This window comes from Leclercia sp. UBA5076 (genome assembly GCF_002416465.1).
GTDB lineage: Bacteria > Pseudomonadota > Gammaproteobacteria > Enterobacterales > Enterobacteriaceae > Enterobacter.
Genome location: NZ_DIAO01000016.1, coordinates 1 through 22,360, shown reverse-complemented (window position 1 = coordinate 22,360; position 22,360 = coordinate 1). Strand labels below are relative to the sequence as shown.

Annotated in this window: 16 protein-coding genes, 2 rRNA genes and 2 pseudogenes; 8 read left to right on the top strand and 12 right to left on the bottom strand. The window is 55.6% G+C overall.

The window, feature by feature from the left end; genetic code table 11:
- The first annotated feature begins 36 nt into the window (after nt 1-36).
- A complete protein-coding gene (locus tag B3X29_RS15900) occupies nt 37-306 on the top strand; it encodes a monooxygenase (RefSeq protein ID WP_103177390.1) in 270 nt (89 codons plus the stop codon).
- Between the two features lie 16 nt (nt 307-322).
- Here the strand turns inward: B3X29_RS15900 and B3X29_RS15895 are convergent, their stop codons facing one another.
- Complete coding sequence (locus B3X29_RS15895; protein WP_103177391.1) at nt 323-727, bottom strand: hypothetical protein; 405 nt, start codon at nt 725-727, stop codon at nt 323-325.
- 190 nt (nt 728-917) lie between these two features.
- On the opposite strand from B3X29_RS15895, the gene B3X29_RS15890 reads away from it, so the two are divergent.
- On the top strand, nt 918-1,640 hold the full coding sequence (locus B3X29_RS15890; protein WP_103177392.1) for a hypothetical protein: 723 nt from the start codon (nt 918-920) through the stop codon (nt 1,638-1,640).
- Nucleotides 1,641-1,878: 238 nt separating this feature from the next.
- On the top strand, nt 1,879-3,528 hold the full coding sequence (locus B3X29_RS15885) for an alpha,alpha-trehalase (RefSeq protein ID WP_103177393.1): 1,650 nt from the start codon (nt 1,879-1,881) through the stop codon (nt 3,526-3,528).
- A gap of 12 nt (nt 3,529-3,540) precedes the next feature.
- Here the strand turns inward: B3X29_RS15885 and B3X29_RS15880 are convergent, their stop codons facing one another.
- Nucleotides 3,541-5,139, bottom strand: a complete 1,599-nt coding sequence (locus tag B3X29_RS15880; RefSeq protein ID WP_103177394.1) for an STY4199 family HEPN domain-containing protein — start codon at nt 5,137-5,139, stop codon at nt 3,541-3,543.
- Nucleotides 5,140-5,290: 151 nt separating this feature from the next.
- On the opposite strand from B3X29_RS15880, the gene B3X29_RS15875 reads away from it, so the two are divergent.
- Nucleotides 5,291-5,815, top strand: coding sequence for a GNAT family N-acetyltransferase (locus B3X29_RS15875; protein WP_103177395.1), 525 nt, complete (start codon nt 5,291-5,293; stop codon nt 5,813-5,815).
- 32 nt (nt 5,816-5,847) lie between these two features.
- Here B3X29_RS15875 and B3X29_RS15870 read toward each other — a convergent pair whose 3' ends face one another.
- On the bottom strand, nt 5,848-6,606 hold the full coding sequence (locus B3X29_RS15870) for an SDR family NAD(P)-dependent oxidoreductase (protein WP_156655342.1): 759 nt from the start codon (nt 6,604-6,606) through the stop codon (nt 5,848-5,850).
- Nucleotides 6,607-6,725: 119 nt separating this feature from the next.
- Here B3X29_RS15870 and B3X29_RS15865 point away from each other — a divergent pair, with 119 nt between their 5' ends.
- The 3 genes and pseudogenes from B3X29_RS15865 (at nt 6,726) to B3X29_RS15855 (ending at nt 10,314) form a co-directional block, all read left to right on the top strand.
- Entirely contained in the window at nt 6,726-7,625 is a 900-nt protein-coding gene (locus B3X29_RS15865; protein WP_103177397.1) for a LysR family transcriptional regulator, read from the top strand.
- Between the two features lie 200 nt (nt 7,626-7,825).
- Nucleotides 7,826-8,719, top strand: a pseudogene (gene yhjD, locus B3X29_RS15860) (inner membrane protein YhjD); the annotation flags it as partial.
- Nucleotides 8,720-8,991: 272 nt separating this feature from the next.
- Complete coding sequence (locus tag B3X29_RS15855; protein WP_103177399.1) at nt 8,992-10,314, top strand: MFS transporter; 1,323 nt, start codon at nt 8,992-8,994, stop codon at nt 10,312-10,314.
- A gap of 68 nt (nt 10,315-10,382) precedes the next feature.
- Here the strand turns inward: B3X29_RS15855 and B3X29_RS15850 are convergent, their stop codons facing one another.
- Complete coding sequence (locus B3X29_RS15850; RefSeq protein ID WP_156655344.1) at nt 10,383-12,422, bottom strand: AsmA family protein; 2,040 nt, start codon at nt 12,420-12,422, stop codon at nt 10,383-10,385.
- A 121-nt stretch (nt 12,423-12,543) separates the two neighbouring features.
- Nucleotides 12,544-13,314 carry a cyclic-guanylate-specific phosphodiesterase gene (gene pdeH / locus B3X29_RS15845; RefSeq protein ID WP_103177401.1) on the bottom strand — a complete coding sequence of 257 codons (771 nt, stop codon included), beginning with the start codon at nt 13,312-13,314 and terminating at the stop codon, nt 12,544-12,546.
- Between the two features lie 232 nt (nt 13,315-13,546).
- Between pdeH and B3X29_RS15840 the strand changes: the two genes are divergently transcribed.
- The gene (locus tag B3X29_RS15840; RefSeq protein ID WP_103824715.1) at nt 13,547-14,476 is read left to right on the top strand and encodes a sugar kinase; all 930 of its coding nucleotides are present in this window, start codon (nt 13,547-13,549) and stop codon (nt 14,474-14,476) included.
- Nucleotides 14,477-14,536: 60 nt separating this feature from the next.
- On the opposite strand, the pseudogene B3X29_RS15835 reads toward B3X29_RS15840, so the two are convergent.
- The 7 genes and pseudogenes from B3X29_RS15835 to B3X29_RS15805 form a co-directional block, all read right to left on the bottom strand.
- Nucleotides 14,537-15,949, bottom strand: a pseudogene (locus tag B3X29_RS15835) (M16 family metallopeptidase); the annotation flags it as partial.
- A gap of 225 nt (nt 15,950-16,174) precedes the next feature.
- Complete coding sequence (gene dctA / locus B3X29_RS15830; RefSeq protein ID WP_114316450.1) at nt 16,175-17,461, bottom strand: C4-dicarboxylate transporter DctC; 1,287 nt, start codon at nt 17,459-17,461, stop codon at nt 16,175-16,177.
- Between the two features lie 158 nt (nt 17,462-17,619).
- Nucleotides 17,620-19,626, bottom strand: coding sequence for a biofilm formation regulator HmsP (hmsP, locus tag B3X29_RS15825; protein ID WP_210406389.1), 2,007 nt, complete (start codon nt 19,624-19,626; stop codon nt 17,620-17,622).
- A 186-nt stretch (nt 19,627-19,812) separates the two neighbouring features.
- On the bottom strand, nt 19,813-20,775 hold the full coding sequence (gene birA, locus B3X29_RS15820) for a bifunctional biotin--[acetyl-CoA-carboxylase] ligase/biotin operon repressor BirA (protein WP_156655347.1): 963 nt from the start codon (nt 20,773-20,775) through the stop codon (nt 19,813-19,815).
- A complete protein-coding gene (murB, locus tag B3X29_RS15815; protein WP_103177407.1) occupies nt 20,772-21,800 on the bottom strand; it encodes a UDP-N-acetylmuramate dehydrogenase in 1,029 nt (342 codons plus the stop codon). Before murB ends, birA begins: the two co-directional genes overlap by 4 nt.
- 137 nt (nt 21,801-21,937) lie before the next feature.
- Nucleotides 21,938-22,053 (bottom strand): 5S ribosomal RNA (rrf, locus tag B3X29_RS15810).
- Nucleotides 22,054-22,248: 195 nt separating this feature from the next.
- Nucleotides 22,249-22,360 (bottom strand): 23S ribosomal RNA (locus tag B3X29_RS15805); the annotation flags it as partial.

Genomic DNA, 22,360 nt, shown 5'->3' with positions numbered 1-22,360 from the left:
TACCTGGATCGATTAATTAAGATTAGAGAAAAGAGTATGCAAGTGAAGATCAACGCAAAAAGGCTGGCTAAATTCCATCTGATTCTTGCCCTGGTATGGGCGATGTTAACCATACCCACCCTTCTGTGGTGGAAAAACAGTATTCTTTGGGTCTCTCTGATGAGTATTTACGCCATTGTGGTTTCGCATCTGGCGGCCTATAGCGCGGCCCATGCGGAAAAAGCGGCCAGCAATGCCCTGAATCAAAGCGAAGAGACCCGGCAAAAGACTGATGAAATAGCAGGCGATCCACGTCAGGCGCACTGATCGTGCCTCACCGGTGTCAGGCAAACAGGATCTGCCCGACGCCGGTACACTCCTCAAAAATAAACATTCTGCGTGGCATATTTAACAGGCGCATTCCCGCCACCTGGCAATAGCGTAAGCGGATCGGCTGCGTAACCACGCTATTTGATAAAAAGACATTGCGCATATCGCAATTTTCAAAACAGAGCTCGTCGATATAACAGCGGTTAATTAATAAACTGCTGAACTGTATATTGCGGAACACACTCTGCTTCAGATTACAGCGGAAAATAATGGCGTTGTTCTCTCCTTCAAAAATATCCAGCCATGCTAAATGGTGGCTTTCCAGCAGCCCCTGCAGTTCTGTTATAGTGGATTGATAGCCGCTCGGCTTTGCAAAAGAAAAAGGCATAGCGCCCTGACGCTTCGCGTTAAGGTTCATAAGGATTTCCTGTTTGAGCGCGTCATCAGAGACGATGACGACGAGGTGAAAGGCCTTAATTACTTATTTGCGCGTAGCGAAACAATGGCGATTTTGGACACTTATTTGCAGAGTTGGCCAATAAAAGAAAAGTCGAATACACAGCGTTATTAAACAACTACAAAAATAATTTACCTTAAGGGGATATTTAATGCCAATCAGCAAAAGTAAGAACGCTATTCTGGTGTTTGAATCACCGTGGAAACTCGATGATTATGATGCCAACCGCTCATCCGTGCTGCCGTTCGTGCACGGAATTGCCAAAATGCATGGCGACACTGAGGTCTACTCTCTGAATTTTTATAATAAAAAGAGCTTCGAGATTGCGCTGGATTGCCTGTGCCGTCAGAAATTTGATAATACCCTCGTCTATATTGCGGCGCATGGCAGTAAAACCCGTATCGGCGATGTTTCTCTCACCGACATCCTTGACGCCATTAATGATAAATCCCGGAAGTTCAACATCAAAGGTTTGATGCTGGGCTCATGTTTTGCGGGCAGCGACCCCCATTTACTGGAGGCGTTTCTGGAAGGTAGCAAACTGACCTGGTGCGCCGCCTATTCCTCTTCATGCTACTGGTTGCAGGGCACGATGCTTGACTGCGCTCTTCTCCATAGCGCCCTTAATATCGAAGATGCGCATTATAAAACGCATGAAGAGATGCAGGAGGCGTTTGCTGAGGCTATTGCCCACTTCGCCCCAAATGCCAACATCGGGACCGACAGTAATGAGCAACCTGTCGCGCTATCAGCATCCCTACAGATCGTAATTCAGCCTGAAGGCCGGGGTTTCCGCGCCCGTCTCTCCTCTGAAGAGATTTTTGACCGCGCGAAAGCCTGGCGCTTCAACGAGGAGACAGAAGAAGCCCTCTGATTCATACTCTGTTGCAAAGCGAATGATCCGAATTTTAGATCGCCTGCGCACTGCTGGATTGCCCGTTTATTGCCTGCAATAACATCAACATGCCTCCAGTAGTGCCCGTTTTGCCCCGCCAGTAAAATGTGATCTACCGCACATATACCTCTTCACAGACCGAAGCGAATGTCTAAGATTAGTAAGCAACCGGATAAAACCAGACCTGAGACTACGCAAACCGGAGGTCCTGACCACCATGTTCAACCAGAAAATACGCACTGTAGAGACCGTAGAGTTCGACATAGAACAAGAACTTCTCTACGAAATCGATCCCTGCGAGTTAAAACTGGATGAAATGCTCGAGGCGGAACCGGAACCTGAAATGATTGAAGGGCTGCCCGCATCCGATGCGCTCACCCCTGCCGATCGCTACCTTGAACTCTTCGAGCATGTTCAGTCGTCGCGACTGTTTGAAGACAGCAAAACCTTTCCCGACTGTGCGCCGAAAATGGATCCGCTGGATATCCTTATCCGCTATCGCAAGGTGAGACGACACCGCGACTTTGACCTGCGCCAGTTTGTGGAAAACCACTTCTGGCTGCCAGAAGTGCTGTCGAGCGAATATGTATCGGATCCCTCTTTCTCGCTCAAAGACCATATCGACAACCTGTGGCCGGTACTGACCCGGGAGCCGCAAGATCATATCCCGTGGTCGTCACTGCTGGCGCTGCCGCAGGCCTACATCGTCCCCGGCGGGCGATTCAGCGAGACCTACTACTGGGACTCCTATTTTACCATGCTGGGGCTGGCCGAAAGCGGTCGCCACGACATGCTCAAGTGCATGGCGGATAACTTTGCGTGGATGATTGAAAAGTACGGTCATATTCCTAACGGCAACCGCACCTACTATCTGAGCCGCTCGCAACCGCCGGTGTTTGCCCTGATGGTGGAGCTGTTTGAAGAGGATGGCGTGCGCGGTGCCAAACGCTATCTGGACCATCTGAAGATGGAGTACGCCTTCTGGATGGACGGCGCAGAGTCGCTGCTGCTCAACCAGGCTTACCGCAGTGCGGTACGTATGCCGGACGGCTCTCTGCTCAACCGTTACTGGGATGACCGTGACACTCCAAGGGATGAATCCTGGATAGAGGACGTTGAAACCGCCCGTCACTCCGGGCGTCCACCTAACGAGGTCTATCGCGATCTGCGCGCCGGGGCTGCCTCCGGTTGGGACTACTCCTCCCGCTGGCTGCGGGATCCGAGCCGGCTGGCGAGTATCCGCACCACGCAGTTTATCCCTATCGATCTCAACGCGTTCCTGTTCAAGCTGGAGAGCGCCATCGCCAATATTTCAGCCTCAAAAGGGGATAAAGAGACTGCGGATCGCTTCCGCCAGAAAGCGAGCGATCGCCGCGCGGCGGTTAACCGCTATCTGTGGGATGAGGAGAACGGCTGCTATCGCGATTATGACTGGCGCCGGGAGCAGCTGGCGCTCTTTTCCGCGGCCAGCATCGTGCCGCTGTATGTCGGTATGTGTACCCATGAGCAGGCCGAACGGTTATCCGACGCGGTAAAAGCGCGGCTCCTGACGCCGGGCGGTATCCTTGCCACCGAGTATGAAACCGGGGAGCAGTGGGATAAACCTAACGGCTGGGCGCCATTACAGTGGATGGCGATCCAGGGATTCAAACAATACGGCAATGATTCTCTGGGGGATGAGATCGCGTGGAGCTGGCTGCACACGGTAAACCATTTCTACAAAATGAATCACAAGCTCATCGAGAAGTACCACATCGCCAGCAGCCAGCCCCGGGAAGGGGGCGGGGGTGAGTATCCCCTGCAGGACGGTTTTGGCTGGACTAACGGCGTGGTGCGCAGACTCATTGGCCTGTACGGGGAGCCGTAGCTCCCCGCGTTGTCAGCGGATCACCTCATAAATGGCTGTATGAATCGTCTGCCATTTTTTGGTACTGGCGTCCGGCTGGGCCTGTGCCCGCCGCTTCGCCTGATCCATCTCGCGTCGCTGGCGTTCTACCACCGCCGGAACGGTACAAAATGCCTGCAGATACTCTTTACGCAGATCCGTCAGCGGTTCGCCCGCTGACATCGCGTGTGCGAGGGTGTTGATAAACTGTCGGCAGGGCTTCGCCTGCCCCATCTGCAGACGATAGCGCATCAGGATATCCAGCACCTCCCGATGTCCCACCGACAGGGCGTGCTCTGTCCAGGAGAGCTTCCACTCCATTCCCGCCTTCAGAAACAGCAGCGCCACGCGGGTATCGTTCCTGTCAATCGCTGCGCGGAAGTTATTCTCATCCCAGGTGACGCCCATGCGCGTCAGCGTTTCGCGGGAGGAGGGCGACTCACGCATCTCTTCCGCCGCCGTTTGCACAGGAGGCGAGGTGGTACTGGCCGCCTGGGTCGGCGTGCTGCTTTCCATTAATAGCCAGGTACCCGCCGCCAGCATTCCCATCACCATCACCCCCACCGCCCCCCACAGTCCCACCGAGATCAGATGATCGCGTTGCTCCGGGGTGCGCGCGGGCCGACGGTTCGGTTTATCGATAGCGTCGCGCACCTCAAAAATGTCATCGCCGGTGGCCCGGCTTTTTTCTCGCGCATTTTCCCAGAAGAGCTCCAGCTCGTGGTTATTCTCTGCCATCAACCCCGTCGGGTTTACGGCGGTACGGCCTTCGTTAAAGGCACGCTGAACGGGGCCGGCAATCTGGGCGTAGTAGTTGTCCAGCAGCAGGATTTGCGCAGAGGTCAGCGGCTGCCGGGCAATGATGTTGTTGCGGATCAGGCGGATATCATCAAGAAAGGAGTGGAGCGTCTTACGCGGTTCCACCATCAGCGTCAGCAGAGCGGGATCGCTGAACAGCGCCGAATAAGAGCGGGAGTACTCTTTCTTGTCCACCAGCATCAGCGCCAGCTCGCTAAACATCATGCCGCCGAGGGCATCGTTGCGCTCGCCCTGCTGCAGCCAGCGGCGAACCCGATCGGCACCGAAGAGCGTTTTGAGGTGATTGTTCAGGCGCGTTGGATCTGGCCAGGCCTGCATAATCAGCCCTTTAATCATCAATTCCAGCGCACGTACCTGTTTCCGGGCTTGCTGTTGCTGAAGCTCATCGCCGGGGCTCATTTCGGTACTGTAGGTCAGCAGCGGCTGCTGCAAACGCAGGTGTTCCAGGGCCGTCACAAAGCGCGTCGCGGCAATCAGCTGGTTGTCGCTCACATCCTGCCCGCTCTCATACTGCGGCACCCGCTGCTGCAAAAGCCGCAATTGCAGGGTGAATTGTGAGAGCTCCGCATCGTTGAGGTTCAGGCGTTTTGCCACGCTCGCCCAGCCCCCCAGCGCCAGCCTGGCGGAATCCAGCTGCTCAAGGAACCAACGGGGATCTTTGCCTTCGGCAACATGCACCTTTAACAGGAGCAGGATCTCCACAGAGGCCTGACGAATAATTCCCAGACAGCGTTCAAACTGCTCGCGGATCACGTGCGATTTACTGAGGGTCATCATTATCCTTAACTGCCGCGCAAAGATTCAGGCGCAGCGAACGGAGAGCGGTTGTTTTTTAAGTGGTTATACCAGATTAAACATACCCGATAACCGGCACTATTTCAGTGATAATGTTAATATCATTTACAAAAGCTCCCGGAGATCTGGCATGCCTGTGCTGCACACCCCGCGTTTAACCTGTTCCCCACTGCAGGAAGAGGACTGGCCCTTTTTTCTCTCCCTACAGCAACACCCCGATGTGATGCGCTACGTGGCCGAAGCCCGTCCGGAAGAGGCCATTCGCGAAACATTTACCTCTCGCCTGCCCGCGTGGTCTCCAGGCAGTGATCACTGGCTGTGCCTGGTGGTGCGCGATCACAATCAGACCCCGCTTGGGGTCACGGGCTATATTCATCGCGATGATGATTGTGCCGAAGTGGGGTTCCTTTTCGCCCCGCAGGCGCAGGGCAAAGGTTACGGCTTTGAATCCTTACAGGCGGTGTGCGATTACGCCTTTATGCAGGGAGATATCCGCCGTTTGACCGCTACGGTGACGGCGGGCAATGTCGCCTCTAAACGTCTGCTGGAAAAAGTGGGCTTTGTGCTGGAAGGTGAACTGCGCGAAAGCTACTGGCTGGCAGGTGAGTGGCAAAACGACTGGCTGTTTGGGCTGTTAAGAAAAGAGTACTGCTAAGCGTGCCGCGGGGCTCCCTCCCCGGCACCTGATTACAGGAACATCCCTCCGGAGACCTCAACGCGCTGCGCATTCATCCAGCCGAGTTCGTCGCTGAGCAGCGCCGCAATCGCATCGCCGATATCGTCCGGTAACCCAACGCGGCCCAACGCTGTCTGGGAGGCGATCTGCTGATTGATTGCTTTGTTATCGCGTACGCGACCGCCGCCAAAATCGGTTTCGATAGCCCCCGGGGCGATAATGTTGGCGGTGATCCCGCGCGCCCCCAGCTCCTTAGCCTGGTAGCGGGTGAGCACTTCCATAGCCCCTTTCATCGCCGCATAGGTGCTGGAGCCCGGTAGCGCAAAACGAGCCAGGCCAGATGAGACGTTGAGGATCCGCCCGCCGTTTTCCATCAGCGGCAATAGCCCCTGGGTCAGAAAGAACGGGCCTTTGAAATGGATGTTCATCACTTCATCAAACTGCGCTTCAGTGGTTTCCATATAGGGGGCATATAAACCCACACCTGCGTTGTTCAACAAATAATCGAAGGTGTTGCGCTTCCAGACTGAATGCAGTTTTTCACTCACCTTAGTGGCGAACTGTTCAAAGCTGGCAATATCCCCGACGTTCAGCTGCAATGCTGCTGCTTTTACCCCTTTTTGTTCAATTTCACGTACAACTTCGAGCGCTTCCTGCTCGCTCCGGTTGTAGGTCAGCAGGATCCCGACACCCTTTGCTGCCAGCTTCAGCGCCGCGTTTTTACCGAGCCCGCGGCTGCCGCCGGTCACTATTGCTATACGTTCAGTCATAAGAAACCTCGTTTCGGCTGTTGTGATGATTGAGAAAGAGCTTATTAGGTGATAGAAAATCAATAAATACGCTACGCAACGCTTCACTGTTTCAAAATAAACAACAATGAGCGCTCCCTATGGATAAAATTCACGCAATGCAGTTATTTATTCGCGTCGCTGAACTGGAGAGTTTTTCCCGCGCCGCAGATTCAATGGGCCTGCCTAAAGGTAGCGTATCGCGCCAGATTCAGGCGCTGGAGAACGGGCTTGGCACCCAGTTACTGCACCGCACCACGCGTCGGGTCAGCCTGACGCAGGACGGTATGGTCTACTACGAGCGGGCCAAAGATCTGCTGACCAATATGGAAGAACTGGATGGTCTTTTTTTGCACGACCCTGCCAGCGTCAGTGGAAGAATACGCGTCGATATGCCGGCCAACGTTGCGCGAAATTTAGTCATCCCCAAACTGCCGCTCTTCCTGCAACAGTACCCCGGCATTGAACTGGAGCTGAGCAGCAGCGACCGGCTGGTGGATGTGATTCGGGAAGGATTTGATTGCGTGGTGCGCGTCGGCACCCTGAAAGATTCCGGCTTAATTGCCCGCCCGCTCGGCAGGCTGTCGGTGATCAACTGCGCCAGCCCCGATTATCTGTCGCGTTTTGGCTATCCCGACGGGCTGGATGATTTAACCTCCCATGCGGTGGTGCATTACGCAACGCATCTCGGCACCCGGCCCCAGGGGTTCGAATATTACGATGGTGAAGCGACCCACTGGGTTAAGACCGGCGGTGTCCTGACGGTCAACAGCACCGAGACTTACCATGCCTCCGCCCTCGCCGGGCTGGGAATTATTCAGGTGCCGCGGGTAGGCGTGCGTGACGCCCTGCGGGCCAAAAAGCTGCTGGAGATCCTCCCGCAGTACCGCGCCAGGCCCATGCCGGTGTCGCTCATTTATCCCCACCGCCGCAACCTCTCCCGCCGGGTACATCTGTTTATGGCCTGGCTCACGGAAATCATGAAAACCTACGTTGACTGAGCGCAGGCTATAATTGCAATGAACTCTCGCTAACGATAAGGAAAACGTGACTGATGCCGGATAACAGCCAGCAACGTCCCACCCAGGATCTGGACTACGAGCCGATTAAGAAACTGGAAAATAGCCCGCCCCCGGCGCCAGATGAACCCAAAATTACCGCCGTGCGTAAAAGGGGCAGCCTGCTCGACAAGGCGAAAGATCTCATCCAGCTGATCCAACAGCGGCCGATGATTGCTCACCTGCTGCGCGCCGCCGAGCGTTTTAACGATCGGTTGGGCAACCAGTTTGGCGCCGCAATCACCTACTTCTCCTTCCTGTCGATGATCCCCATCCTGATGCTCTCCTTTGCGGCAGCTGGGTTTGTGCTGGTGTCGCACCCGACGCTGTTGCAGGACATCTTCAGCAAAATCCTGCAAAACGTCAGCGATCCGACGCTGGCCTCGACCCTGAAAAGCACCATCAACACCGCCGTCCAGCAACGTACTACTGTCGGGATTGTCGGTTTGTTTGTGGCGCTCTACTCCGGCATCAACTGGATGGGCAACCTGCGTGAAGCGATCCGCGCCCAGTCCCGCGACGTCTGGGAGCGTAAGCCGCAGGACCAGGAGAAAATCTGGATTAAGTATTTCCGCGACTTCGTCTCGCTGATCGGGCTGCTGGTGGCGCTGGTTATCACCCTCTCCATCACTTCCGCGGCAGGCTCGGCGCAGCAGATGATCATCTCCGCGCTCTATCTCGACACCATCGAGTGGCTGAAGCCAGTCTGGCATCTGGTGGGGTTAGGGATCTCGATGCTGGCGAACTACCTGCTCTTCTTCTGGATTTTCTGGCGCCTGCCGCGCCATCGCCCTCGCCGTAAGGCGCTGATCCGCGGCACGTTCATTGCCGCTATCGGCTTTGAGGTCATTAAAATCGTGATGACCTACACCCTGCCGTCACTGGTGACCTCCCCGTCCGGGGCGGCATTCGGCTCCGTGCTGGGGTTGCTGGCCTTCTTCTATTTCTTCGCCAGACTGACCCTCTTCTGCGCGGCATGGATCGCCACCGCCGAGTACCCGGATGACCGGCGAATGCCCGGTAAAAGCCACCGTTAATTCCCCTATCGGGCTGAATAAGAATGAAATATATCAGCCCGATTCATCATTTCAGCATATAAATCCAGCCTGTAATTTTTATTTAACCGAAAACCAGTTATATATTCCAACTTTTTATTTCTGTGAAGCATTTCATAGATGTGATTCTTCTGGTCCGAAAATTATCCGCTTTTTGCTCGCTTTTTCACCGGCCGCTGCGTTTGTTACAGATTGAAATATCGCTTTTGCTGTGCGTAATATGGCCTTTCGTTCGCCAAAAATAAGAAAAGTTTATGCAAGCCACAGCCACAACACTTAATTCAGAGCAGGAAAACGCCCCGGTTAACTCGCGCAATAAAGTCGTCGTCGCGTCACTGATTGGCACCGCCATTGAATTCTTCGACTTCTATATTTACGCCACCGCTGCGGTTATCGTTTTCCCGCATATCTTCTTCCCGCAGGGCGACCCGACGGCGGCCACGCTACAGTCGCTGGCAACCTTCGCCATCGCCTTTGTTGCGCGCCCTATCGGCTCGGCCCTGTTCGGTCACTTCGGCGATCGCGTCGGGCGTAAGGTAACCCTGGTTGCTTCGCTGCTGACCATGGGTATCTCTACCGTTGCCATCGGCCTGCTGCCGACCTATGAAACCATCGGGATTCTGGCCCCGCTGCTTCTGGCGCTGGCCCGTTTTGGCCAGGGTCTGGGACTGGGCGGGGAATGGGGCGGCGCGGCGCTGCTGGCCACCGAAAATGCCCCGCCACGCAAACGTGCGCTGTATGGATCCTTCCCACAGTTGGGCGCGCCGATTGGCTTCTTCTTTGCCAACGGCACCTTCCTGCTGCTCTCCTGGCTGCTGACTGACGAGCAGTTCATGACCTGGGGCTGGCGTATTCCGTTTATCTTCTCGGCGGTGCTGGTGCTGATTGGCCTCTATGTGCGCGTCTCCCTGCACGAGACCCCGGTGTTTGCCAAAGTGGCCGCCGCGAAAAAACAGGTAAAAATCCCGCTGGGCACGCTGCTGACCAAACACGTTCGCGTGACCGTGCTCGGCACCTTCATCATGCTGGCGACCTACACGCTGTTCTATATCATGACCGTCTATTCCATGACCTTCAGCACCACGCCTGCGCCGGTGGGCCTGGGCCTGCCGCGTAACGAAGTGCTGTGGATGCTGATGATGGCGGTTATCGGTTTTGGCGTGATGGTGCCGATTGCGGGCCTGCTGGCCGACCGTTTTGGCCGTCGCCCGAGCATGATTGTGATCACTTCGCTGATTATTCTGTTTGCGCTGTTCGTCTTCCCGCCGCTGCTCGGTTCCGGTAATCCGGCGCTGGTGATGGCGTATCTGCTGATTGGCCTGAGCCTGATGGGGCTGACATTCGGTCCGATGGGCGCGCTGCTGCCAGAGCTGTTCCCGACCGAAGTGCGTTACACGGGCGCCTCCTTCTCCTATAACGTCTCTTCGATTCTGGGTGCGTCCGTGGCGCCGTATATCGCTACCTGGTTACAGGCGAATTACGGTCTGCAATACGTAGGGATCTACCTGGCGGCGATGGCGGCACTGACGCTGATTGCGCTGCTGCTGACTCACGAGACTCGCCATCAGTCATTGTGATCCTTAATGCCGGGTGGCGCTGCGCTTACCCGGCCTACATTCTCCTGTAGGCCGGGCAAAGCCTCCCACTATTTCTTCATCTGCGACAGAATGGTTTGACACTGATTGGCCTGCCCCTCAGACGGCGAGATGAGCGCCAGCAGCGCTGCAGCAGGGGTAACCAGGGTCGCCAGCGCAGCGGCCACCGCACCACGAGCAATTAACGGCCCCGCCTTCACCCCCGCATCCGGATCTTTAAAGCTACCACGCACGTACAGCGGCGAGCGCAGCGTCACGATGCGAATGCCTTTACTTTCCGGGTTGATGGTGAGATCCAGCTGTTCCGAGGCCATACTGGCGGTGCCGGTGACGTTGATCACCGCGTTTTCAGTATCGAAGGCGAAAATCTGCGGCCGTGCGACGCCGTTGACCAGGTCAATATTGGCCGCTGCGCAGTTTACCCGCACCTCGTCGTCGCCAAAGATCTGGCCGACGATGAAGTTCCCGACGTTCAGACCCAGAATTTCCATCAGGTTACGGCTCACCAGCCCGTCGTTCATCAGCAGCTTCAGATTGCCGTTACCGTTCCCCAGCAGGGCCGCAACAGAGTTGCCGGTACCGCGAATTTTGGCATCGCCATTCATCTCCCCCAGGGTTTTCTGCATCAGCTCCACATCCGGCATCAGCTCCTTCAGCTTCAGCCGTCGCGCCTGAATATCGGCCTGGCCCCGCATCGGATTTTTATCGCCTTCAAGATGGATATTTGAGGAGATGGTGCCGCCAGCCAGACCAAACTTCAGCGGCTCCAGACGCAGGTCGGCGTTTTTCAGGAGGATATGGGTAGAAAGATTACTGATAGGCAGGCTGCTGCCATGCTCGATCCGCCGCCCTTTGAAGCGCACGTCCGCATCCATTACGTCCCACTTATCGGTTTCGAAGCGGTCGTTCGGCAGCACTTTGCCGGACGGCGGTGCCTGCTTGCGTACCTCCTCCGCTTTGGTGCCTTTACCGGAGTCGACGCCAATCAGCGGCCCGAGGTCCGCCAGCCGCAGCTGACGCGACTCCACATCCCCTTCCAGCTTCGGCCGCGGTTTGCCGGTGGTGTAGGTCAGCGAACCGTGGATATCGCTGTCACCGATCCGGCCATTAAAGTTGCGGTAATCGTAGACCGAGGCCTCTTCCGAATTGATCTTCGCCACCAGCCGACCATCGGTTTCAAACGGCGGCGTATCAGGCAGCAGTACGCCGGTCAGCTCATAAAGTTCGCCCAGCGAATCCCCGGCAAATTTCAGCTTCAGATCGACGCCGCCCATCTTCATTGGGTCGTTCACCGTACCGACAAAAGCCACCCGGGTATTGCCGGAGCGGAAGTCAGCCTGCACCGGGAAGGGGGTGCCTTCGCTGCGCAACGCCAGCATACCGCCAATTTTACCGGTGCCGCGCAGCGGCTGATCGTTGTAGCGCCCTTCCGCCTTCAGGCCAAAGACGTAATCGCCGACCTTATCCTTTTTGCCTTTATCGCCAGTCACTTCGCTGAAGGGTACCGGCTTGCCCAGCGGATCGACGAAGATCTCCATCTGTGCTTTGCTGACCGCGTCGTTCACGTCGATCCGCCCACGATCGAACAGAATATTATCGAGGCGGAAAGACCAGGACGAAGGCTGGGCATCAGGATCTTTTTCTTTATCATCGCCTGCCAGATCGAAGGTCCAGTTATTGGTCTTCTCCGACAGGCGGATCAGCCGGGCATCTGGCTGTTGCAGTTTGATCCACGGCAGATAGACCGTTTTGGTAAGCAGTGCCAGCGGCGCAAGGGTGGCCTCCACGCGCGGGAGATGCACCATGGTGATTTCAGGAATGTCCGGCGGGTTGCCGAGAATAACGTCGTTAGCGTGAACGTGCGGCCAGGGTATCCAGCTGCGCCAGCCCGTTTCGCCCTTCTGCCGCTCCCATACCACGCCCAAGTCCCCGCGAATAGCGAAAGGACGGTTAAGTTCGGTCGAGACTTTCTGGTTGATGGTCGGTTTGAGGCGGTTCCAGTCAAATGTCGCGATCACGACAATCAGCACCACAATCAGCAACAAGAAGACTCCCCCTGTCCAGGTGATAATCTTCGCTGTTTTTGTCATCCCATACTCCCTTTCAGTAATCACTTGCCTTTCATGAATATAGTCCAGGCATGCGGAAAGGGGGCGGCAGCGTCCGGTAATAACGCGTTAACCACGCGCTATTACGGGAAGCTGCTGGGTTTTACAGGGTGATGATTACGTTGTCGAGCGTCTCCATCGACACCGGGCGGGAGAGGAAATAGCCCTGGGCGGCAGCGGCGGGTGAGTTCTGTACATCGCGCCACTCTTCCAGCGTCTCGACGCCTTCGACGATAACCCCCTGGCAGTAGCGGTTCATCAGTTGCAGCAGAAGCGTGAACAGATTGCGCCCTTCCGGCGTCTGGCGCAGCATAATGAACAGATCGCGCGCCACTTTGATGTAATCGTAACGCACTTCGCTCAGGGCGGAGAAGTTCGCCATACCGGTGCCAAAGTCGTCCAGCCACAGCGGGCCAAACTCACACATGGTGGCAAACGAGGAGTCCTGCGGCAGACGAACGTGCTCCACCAGCTCAAAGCGCAGCCACGGCAGCCGCTGGATCAGCTTCTGCAGGCTCTCATCCTGCCGCACCGCCAGCAGAGTTGGGCCATCGACGTTAACCGAAGCCAGAATGTTGTTGTCGGCGAAAAAGTTTTGTCTCACCGCCAGCATGGCGAGCTGCTCCTCCAGGATATCCAGACGATGACGCACGGGGACTTCCGCGAAGTAGCGATCCGGTGCAATCCGCTGTGCCGGGTTTGAAGGATGGGTCACGACGGTCAGGATCTCAATCGCCATCAGCTTACCGTCGGTACGGTAGATCGGCTGATAAGTATAAGCGCGCTCACATTGCAGCCAGTAGCGGTGTTCCTGTAAGTTCTCAATACTCGCTTCAGGGATGCTCAGCAGCTGGATGTCCTGCCTTAACTTCATTTCAGATGTCCTGTTGAATGGGAAAGAGCCTGTCGGGACTGGTCAAAGGATTATCGGCTCCTGGTAAGAGAACTTTATGTCCGGTTGCGGACGAAAATGAAAATCTGAGATATCAAACCCGTCAGGAACTTGTCCGAGTTCAAAAAAATAATGGAACGTCGTTTTAATACAGTTGACCGCTTCCGGCCTCCAGCGCAAACTAACCGCAGTTTAATTATCCAGGTTCACGACTATGTCCAAAAAAATTGCCGTGATCGGCGAATGTATGATCGAACTCTCCCAGAAAGGCGCGGAAGTCAGCCGCGGCTTTGGTGGCGACACCTTAAATACCTCCGTATATATTGCTCGTCAGGTCGATGCTGACGCGCTGGCGGTAAACTATGTTACGGCGCTGGGCACCGACAATTTCAGCCAGCAGATGCTGGACGCATGGCAGAGTGAAAATGTCGATACTTCCCTGACCCAGCGGATGGAAAACCGCCTGCCGGGCCTCTATTACATCGAGACCGACAGCACCGGCGAGCGCACCTTCTATTACTGGCGTAACGAAGCTGCCGCCAAATTCTGGCTGGAGAGCGACAGCGCGGCGCAGATCTGCGAAACGCTGGCCCATTTCGACTACCTCTATCTGAGCGGCATCAGCCTTGCGATCCTCAGCCAGAGCAGCCGTGAAAAACTGCTCTCCTTGCTGCGCGAATGCCGCGCCAACGGCGGGAAGGTGATTTTCGACAACAACTACCGTCCACGCCTGTGGGCCAGCCGCGAAGAGACGCAGCAGGTCTATAGCCAGATGCTGGAATGCACCGATATCGCTTTCTTAACCCTCGACGACGAAGATGCGCTGTGGGGCGAGAAGCCGGTTGATGAGGTGATTGCGCGTACGCAGGCCGCCGGTGTCAGCGAAGTGGTAATTAAGCGCGGGGCAGATTCCTGCCTGGTGGCGATCGCCGGAGAAGCGGTTATCGAAGTACCTGCGGTGAAGCTGGCGAAAGAGAAAGTGATTGATACGACCGCGGCGGGTGACTCCTTCAGCGCCGGCTATCTGGCGGTGCGTCTGACGGGCGGTACGCCGGAAGCGGCAGCGCAGCGCGGCCACCTGACCGCCAGCACGGTGATCCAGTATCGCGGCGCCATCATTCCACGCGAAGCGATGCCTGCTTAAGGGCTGTATCCATTAAAAAAGGCAACTTACGTTGCCTTTTTCCTTTTACTGCGCGCGTGCCATAATGTCGTTCCACGTCGCCTGCAGCTCCTTCATATCATATTCAGGTTCACCTTTCGGCTGCATTAAAATTAGCGACATATCCTGAGAAAGCTGCTGACGCAGATCCTGGCTCAACATATCCGCGGTCAGGCTGTTAAGGAAATCCTGGCGCAGCTTCTGATACTGTTCCGGCGCGATATCCACCACCTGATTTTGCAGGGAGCGAATACGCTGGCTGATCAGGATATCGGTATCGGTACGGGCATAGGTGGCGAACAGTTTTTGCAGCTCATTATTTTTCTGCGCCACCAGCGCGTTGAACTCCTCTTCGCTCAGGCCATTATCACGTACTTTCGCCAACTCTTTTGCCACTATCGCCATATTGGCGTTCAGCTTGTCGCCCGGCGACTCAACATTAATGGCGCACTGGGCGCGCTGGAACAGCACCCGGCAATCAAAGCCCAGACCAATATCTTTGGCGTTGTTCTTACTCAGGGTTTGCTGAACATGCCAGAACAGCGCTTCACGGGCTAAATCGGCGCGCCAGTAGCGCAGCAGCGCGGCAGACTCACGAATCGGCTGCCACGGGCTGTCCCACATGATGGAGAGACGATCCTGGCGCACGGCATCGGTCATGATGCTCACCGGCTCTGCGCGCAGAGGTGAAAGCGTTGGCACCGGCGCTGGCGTGTTACGTTTGCCTTTCAGCTCGCCGAAGGTTTTGCCAATCTGCTCAATCACCGCGCGGCTATCAATGTTACCGACCACAATCAGGGTCATGGCATCCGGGGTATACCAGGTCTGGTAGAACGACTTCACCTGTTCAATATCAACCGGTTGCTTTAGCGGCTCTGCCGGATCGTGGCCCAGCAGCGCCGAACCTTTCAGACGATAGCGCCACCAGCCCTCTTTGGTATCCGCAGGCCAGGTCGCCACCATGTCGCTGTTGCTCAGGGCGTAATTCACCGTCTCAGGGGTAATGGACACGTTACCGGCGGTATCTGACAGCCAGGTCAGCGCCTCTTTAAGCAGATCGTTGCGGTTGTTTGGCAGGCTGAGGTTAAACATGGTGTAGTCGTAGGAGACGACAGCAGGCGGCAGCGGGCGTTTCGGATCGATACCCTGTTGCCACAGTGAACGGGCCTGTACAGCCTGAAGGCTACCGCTTTGGGTCAGAGCCAGTCGGGGCAGGAAATGACTGAAACCGCTCTGTTGCGTACTCTCGGTCAGGGAGCCGGTATTGACGGAAAGGCGGATTTCAATGCGGTCGCTGGGGCGCTGTGGGGTGGCTAAAACTTGCCACTGAAAACCGTTAGACAGCGTTCCCTGTTGCCAGGCCGGGTCCGGCTGGAGCGCGTCAGCCTGCACGTAACTGGCTGCTGCCATCATGAGCAAACCGCCGGTTAAGAGTCGAATTTTTGTGCCCTGCATGTGAACCCCTGATCAACATTCCTGGTAACAAAGAGTGCCACACGCCCTGTCGCACTCTAAATATGATGTACAAAACACTCCGATTAGACCGCGCATGAAACGAAACGTCACGGCATGAAGTGAAATTTACCCGAAATAAATCTTATCGAATTATGACAAGTATGCTGGGCCATTATGCGCAGGAGCCCGCACCCCGACAAGGGAATGCGGGCCTGAGGGAAGATTTTAGGAGGACAAACCGTGTGTTTTGCCGTCTGGCGCACGATTATTCAGCGTATCGTCGAGCTTTTTGTGGTCCAGCTCTTTTACCCACTTCGCCACGACTACTGTTGCCACGCCGTTACCGACCAGGTTGGTCAGCGCACGGGCTTCAGACATAAAGCGGTCGATACCGAGGATCAACGCCAGGCCGGCCACCGGCAGATGTCCCACCGCGGAAATGGTTGCCGCCAGGACGATAAATCCGCTCCCCGTGACCCCAGCCGCCCCTTTTGAGGAGAGCAGCAGCACAACCAGCAGCGTAATTTGATGGAAGATATCCATATGGCTGTTAGTGGCCTGGGCGATAAACACCGCCGCCATCGTCAGGTAGATCGATGTCCCATCCAGGTTAAAGGAGTAGCCGGTGGGGATCACCAGCCCGACGACCGATTTACGGCAGCCCAGCTTCTCCATCTTATCGAGCATGCGCGGCAGCGCCGATTCGGATGAGGAGGTGCCCAGCACAATCAGCAGCTCTTCACGGATGTAGCGAATGAACTTGAAGATGCTGAAGCCGGTCGCGCGGGCGATGCTGCCCAGCACCACCACCACAAACAGTATACAGGTGATATAGAAGCAGACGATCAGCTGGCCCAGCTGCACGAGGGTACCGACACCATATTTACCGATGGTGAAGGCCATTGCCCCGAAGGCGCCAATGGGTGCCAGACGCATAATCATGTTGATGATGCCGAAAATCACCTGCGAGAAGCTTTCAATAACGTTAAAAATCAGCTGACCTTTGCTGCCGAGGCGATGCAGGGCAAAACCAAACATCACGGCGAACAGCAGCACCTGCAGAATATTCCCGCTGGCGAAGGCGCCAATTACGCTGCCGGGGATCACATCCAGCAGGAAGGCGACCACACCCTGATCTTTCGCCTGCTCGGCGTAGACCGCCACCGCTTTCGCATCCAGCGTCGAGGGGTCAACGTTCATGCCCGCGCCGGGCTGCACGACGTTAACAATCACCAGACCAATGATCAGCGCGAGGGTACTGACGACTTCGAAATAGAGCAGCGCCACTGCACCCGTACGGCCAACGGCTTTCATGCTTTCCATGCCTGCGATACCGGTCACGACGGTGCAGAAAATAACCGGCGCGATCACCATCTTAATCAGCTTAACGAAAGCATCGCCAAGCGGTTTCATCTGGGCGCCTAATTCAGGGTAGTAATGACCAAGCAGAATACCAATGGCAATGGCGGTTAATACCTGAAAGTAAAGACTTTTGAAGAGAGAGGTTTTCATAAGATGTCCTTGGGAAGAAAAGCCGCAGGAAATGTAGGGTTACCCGTTACCTGCGGCCTTAAAATACCACCCATAAATCAGGACAGATAGAAGTTCAGGCTGAAATTGAAACGCAAATGTTAAGAAATTTGAGCTGACTCGCACAATCCAGCAACATTTCAGTCATCAGCGCTATTGGCATTGTGTTTAAGATAGCGACTCTCAAAAATATCGCCAGGAACGGCTTTATCGAACAGATATCCTTGCCCGCACTCTACCCCGGCATCGGCCAGCCAATGACGCTGGGCTTCGGTTTCGATCCCTTCGGCAATAATGCTCAGCTTCAGGCTACGCGCCAGCTGGATAATCGCCTCGACCATGCTGCTGTCTTCCGGCAGCCCCTCCACAAACGCCTTATCAATCTTCAGTACATCTACCGGCAGGGTTTTCATATGTTGCAGCTGGCGCAGACCAGCGTATCCCATGCCAAAATCGTCCAGCGCGATGCGCACCCCGGCATTCCGCAGCGGGCGGAGTATCGCTACCGCTTCGTTAGGATCGTCAATTCGGCGGCTCTCGGTCACTTCCAGAATGAGGGTATCCGGCTTAATCCGATAGCGGAGAATCATCGCCAGCAGGTCCGGAACCATGTTGGGGTGCATTAGCTGGAGCGCCGACAGGTTAACCGATAGCGGCATCATCACCCCACGCGACTGCCAGGCTGACAGCAGACGACAGGACTCTTCCAGTACCCAGTGACCCACCGTCACAATCAGGCCGCAATTTTCAATACGGTCGATCAGCCCTTCCGGAAGCGCCCAACTGCCATCGGGCTGACGCATCCGCAACAGCGCTTCGGCGCTATGGACCTCACCGGTACGCAGATCGACCTGCGGCTGTAGCCAGATGGCAAAATTGTTGCTGTCCAGCGCGGTCAGAATATCGTTCTCTTCTGAGAGCCGCTGCTGCGCTTTCTCCATCTGCTCGGGCTCAAAGAACTGAATCTGATTCTTACCCTTCTGCCGGGCGGTAAACGCGGCGGAAAAGGCCCGGCGGTAAAGTTGCTCTGCGGTCAGGTTGCCGTAAAACATGGCGATACCAATACTGGCGCTCGGGCGCAGCTGGATCCCCTGAACCGGCAACCGCTCATTGATAACAGTAAGCACTTGCTGACCTAATGTGATGGCATGCCACGGCTCCTTGACGCCATTAGCGATAATCACGAAGTCGTAGCCGCTTACCTGCGTCAGTACCATCCGCGGCGCAAGCACGGATTTCAGCTTTTCAACCAGCGTCAGCAAGACCATCTCTCGCTGGCTCTCTTTCAGCACGCCGGCGGTATCCTGCAATGTTTCACAGGCCACCACTATCAGCGCCATGGTCTGCTGCCGCTTCACCGCCTGCTCCAGCATCACCATCAGAAACGCCTTGTTGGGCAGTTCCGACACCGGGAAACGGGTGGCATTGTGGTTGAGCTCATCATGCTGGCGCAGCATACGCTGCTGGTTGAGGTTGTAGCTGCGGACCAGCATGCCAATTTCGTCGTCGTGATGCAGGCGCGGCAGGGCAAGCTGGTGCCCCATCTGTTGCTGCGGCGAGAGGGTATCCAGCTCCCGGGCAATGCGACGCAGCGGATGGACGATGAGACGGTTTATGCACCAGGTCAGCGCCACGGTAAGCATCAGCGTCAACAATAAGTAAGTGGTTACCAACGTCGAGATCCAACTGATGACAAATTTGTACATCCGCCAGGAGTCAGACTGTAGCACCAGATAGGCCAGCGGCTGCGGGTTCGCCGGACGCTGCAACGAATAGACCGGAAGGGAGATCTGCACCGGCATTTCAAACAGCCGCTTCATCATCACCGGTACCGGATGCTCCGGGATAAAGTTCATGCGTAGCGCCTGAAACTGATTCGGCAGCACAACATCCGCCTGGCTGACGACCCCTGCCGGCTTGATGCTTTTGATAATGGACTCCGCCTGAGGAATATCACCCTTCAGAATAGCGGCAGAGAGAGGCTCACGGATTGAGCGGGCGATGCTCTCGAGTTGCGTAGCCGTGTTGTAGCGATTTTGCTGAATGGCATGAAACAGCAAAATAACGCAAAAGACGAAAACAAACACCATAGTGACGGCAGTGACCATCGCCATTTGTTTGATAGTTAAAGAGCGGCTGACACGCAAAATGGATCTCCAGAAACGCGAAAGGCAGGTTAATCAACTGTTACCCTGCTGCTTTCAGAGTATACCTTATCGGGAACTGTTTAAGAGAGTGTAACCAGGCGTTTAGGGATTATTCTGGTTGCCGCTTCGCACGGGGGATGGCGGCGGTATAGCTGAAGAACCGGGGAGCCCGCGGCTCCCCGCAATTTATTCGGCGCTGCGCAGTGAAATCTCGCCGCCGACCCATGGTTTAATCACGCCATCCTGCTCCAGCAACAGCGCGCCCTGCTCGTTGATACCGCGCGACGTGCCGTAGACCTCTTTGTCGCCGATGATCAGCTTCACCGCACGGTGAGCAAAGTTATCCAGCTTTTCCCAGCGGGGCAGGAACGGGGCTAAACCTTCCTGTTCGAAGATTTTCAGCGAATGGCGTAGCTCGTTAATCACCTGCACGGCAAGGACATTGCGATCGATGGCGATCCCTGCTTCCTGCAGGTTGATCCAGCCCTGATTAATATCTTCGGCCTGTACATTGCGCATCACCAGATTTATCCCCGCACCCATTACGATCTGCGCGGCATCACCGGTTTTCCCGGTCAGTTCTACCAGAATACCGGCCAGTTTGCGATCGTTCAGATAGAGATCGTTTGGCCACTTCACGCGCACTTTGTCGGCGCCCAGCGACTGCAACACTTCTGCCAGCACAATGCCAATCACCAGACTGAGGCCGATGGCGGCGGCGGGACCTTGTTCCAGACGCCAGTACATGGAGAGATAAAGATTGGCGCCAAAAGGCGAAAACCATTTACGTCCCCGGCGGCCACGACCCGCCTGTTGGTATTCTGCCACGCAGCAGTCGCCGGACTGTAGCGTGTCAAGCCGGTCGAGCAGATACTGGTTAGTAGAGTCAATTACCGGCAGAACGGCAACGCTGCTGTCGGTGATCTGACCGCTGATAAAGGCTTCGTCCAGGAGCTGAACCGGCTCCGGCAGACTGTAGCCTTTGCCCGGCACGGTAAAGACATCCACTCCCCAGTCACGCAGGGTCTGAATATGTTTATTGATGGCGGCGCGGCTCATTCCCAGCTGTTCGCCCAGCTGTTCACCGGAATGGAAATCGCCATCAGCCAGAACAGAGATAAGCTTCAGGGGAACGGTATGATCCTTCATGCAATGGCCTCCACCGCATTAACTTCACCGTGATGGCCGATAAAGCGCACCTCCGGCTCCAGCCAGACATCAAATTTCTCACCCACATGCTGGCGCACCTGATGGGCCAGCTGCACGACATCACGGCTGGTCGCATTGTTTTCGTTGATAAGCACCAGGGCCTGCTGACGATGTACCGCTGCGCCGCCACAGGTTGTGCCTTTAAGCTGACACTGATCGATCAGCCAGCCCGCAGCCAGCTTAACGCTGCCATCTGCCTGCGGATAGTGTGGCGCCTGCGGCCACTGGGCGAGTAAGGTTTCGGCTTTTTCACCGGAGATAACCGGATTTTTGAAGAAGCTTCCGGCGTTACCGTTCACTTTCGGATCGGGCAATTTACTCATTCGCATATGGCAAACCGCGTCGAAAATCTCTTTTGCAGTGACCGTGGCAGGATCCAGACGAGTGAGATCGCCGTAGGTCAGGACAGGCTGCCAGTTTTTGGTCAGGCGCAGACCAACCGCAACGATGACATATTTATCCTGATACTCATGTTTGAAAATGCTGTCGCGATAGCCAAAGCGGCACTGTTCCGCACTTAAACGCAGCGGATTACCCGTTGCCAGCTCGATACAGTCGACATAATCACAAACATGTTTGAGTTCGATGCCATAGGCACCGATATTCTGAATAGGAGATGAACCCGCACAGCCAGGGATTAGCGCCAGGTTTTCCAGACCCGGCATATTATTTTCAAGGGTAAACTGCACCAGGCGATGCCAGTTCTCCCCGGCTCCCACGTGCAAACGCCAGCAATCCTGCGCCTCTTCAACTTTAATCCCGCTGATGCGGTTAACGATCACCGTACCAGAAAAGTCTTCCAGAAAGAGAACGTTACTGCCTTCGCCCAGAATAAGAACAGGGAGGTGGTGTTGCGTGGCGTGATTCCATGCGGCCAGCAGTTGCTGCGCATCGTCGGCCCGCACGATCTGTCGGGCATTTCGGTCAATACCGAAGGTGTTCCAGGGCTTAAGGGAGTGATTCATAGACGCTATCCAGATGCAAAAACCGGGATAGTTTACCGTATATGGAATCGGTTAGGGGGATAACTTTAAAGACGGGATAGAATACGCAGAAACGCAAAAAGCCCATCCGTGAGGATGGGCTTTCGGCTTTAATTGATGCCTGGCAGTTCCCTACTCTCGCATGGGGAGACCCCACACTACCATCGGCGCTACGGCGTTTCACTTCTGAGTTCGGCATGGGGTCAGGTGGGACCACCGCGCTACAGCCGCCAGGCAAATTCTTGGTGCTCTGTACGCAATACTTTATCGCATCAGCCGCGTTGGCTGCGCTCGTAAAGTCAGTCACATACTTCAGTATGCTCCTTCTTTTCCTTCGCTTGCCGCCTTGCTGCTGCGCAAACTATTGTGTACTTAACTCTGAATCAATGCTGAAAATCTCTCAAACCCATCGAAACAGCTTCGGCGTTGTAATGTTAAGCCTCACGGTTCATTAGTACCGGTTAGATCAACGCATCGCTGCGCTTACACCACCGGCCTATCAACGTCGTCGTCTTCAACGTTCCTTCAGGAGCCTCAAAGGG

Excerpts from the sequence above, each read along its gene's own strand:
- B3X29_RS15900 (WP_103177390.1), top strand. The coding sequence starts at position 37 with ATGCAAGTGAAGATCAACGCAAAAAGGCTGGCTAAATTCCATCTGATT.
- B3X29_RS15895 (WP_103177391.1), bottom strand. The coding sequence starts at position 727 with ATGAACCTTAACGCGAAGCGTCAGGGCGCTATGCCTTTTTCTTTTGCA.
- B3X29_RS15890 (WP_103177392.1), top strand. The coding sequence starts at position 918 with ATGCCAATCAGCAAAAGTAAGAACGCTATTCTGGTGTTTGAATCACCG.
- B3X29_RS15885 (WP_103177393.1), top strand. The coding sequence starts at position 1,879 with ATGTTCAACCAGAAAATACGCACTGTAGAGACCGTAGAGTTCGACATA.
- B3X29_RS15880 (WP_103177394.1), bottom strand. The coding sequence starts at position 5,139 with ATGACCCTCAGTAAATCGCACGTGATCCGCGAGCAGTTTGAACGCTGT.
- B3X29_RS15875 (WP_103177395.1), top strand. The coding sequence starts at position 5,291 with ATGCCTGTGCTGCACACCCCGCGTTTAACCTGTTCCCCACTGCAGGAA.
- B3X29_RS15870 (WP_156655342.1), bottom strand. The coding sequence starts at position 6,606 with ATGACTGAACGTATAGCAATAGTGACCGGCGGCAGCCGCGGGCTCGGT.
- B3X29_RS15865 (WP_103177397.1), top strand. The coding sequence starts at position 6,726 with ATGGATAAAATTCACGCAATGCAGTTATTTATTCGCGTCGCTGAACTG.
- B3X29_RS15855 (WP_103177399.1), top strand. The coding sequence starts at position 8,992 with ATGCAAGCCACAGCCACAACACTTAATTCAGAGCAGGAAAACGCCCCG.
- B3X29_RS15850 (WP_156655344.1), bottom strand. The coding sequence starts at position 12,422 with ATGACAAAAACAGCGAAGATTATCACCTGGACAGGGGGAGTCTTCTTG.
- pdeH (WP_103177401.1), bottom strand. The coding sequence starts at position 13,314 with ATGAAGTTAAGGCAGGACATCCAGCTGCTGAGCATCCCTGAAGCGAGT.
- B3X29_RS15840 (WP_103824715.1), top strand. The coding sequence starts at position 13,547 with ATGTCCAAAAAAATTGCCGTGATCGGCGAATGTATGATCGAACTCTCC.
- dctA (WP_114316450.1), bottom strand. The coding sequence starts at position 17,461 with ATGAAAACCTCTCTCTTCAAAAGTCTTTACTTTCAGGTATTAACCGCC.
- birA (WP_156655347.1), bottom strand. The coding sequence starts at position 20,775 with ATGAAGGATCATACCGTTCCCCTGAAGCTTATCTCTGTTCTGGCTGAT.
- murB (WP_103177407.1), bottom strand. The coding sequence starts at position 21,800 with ATGAATCACTCCCTTAAGCCCTGGAACACCTTCGGTATTGACCGAAAT.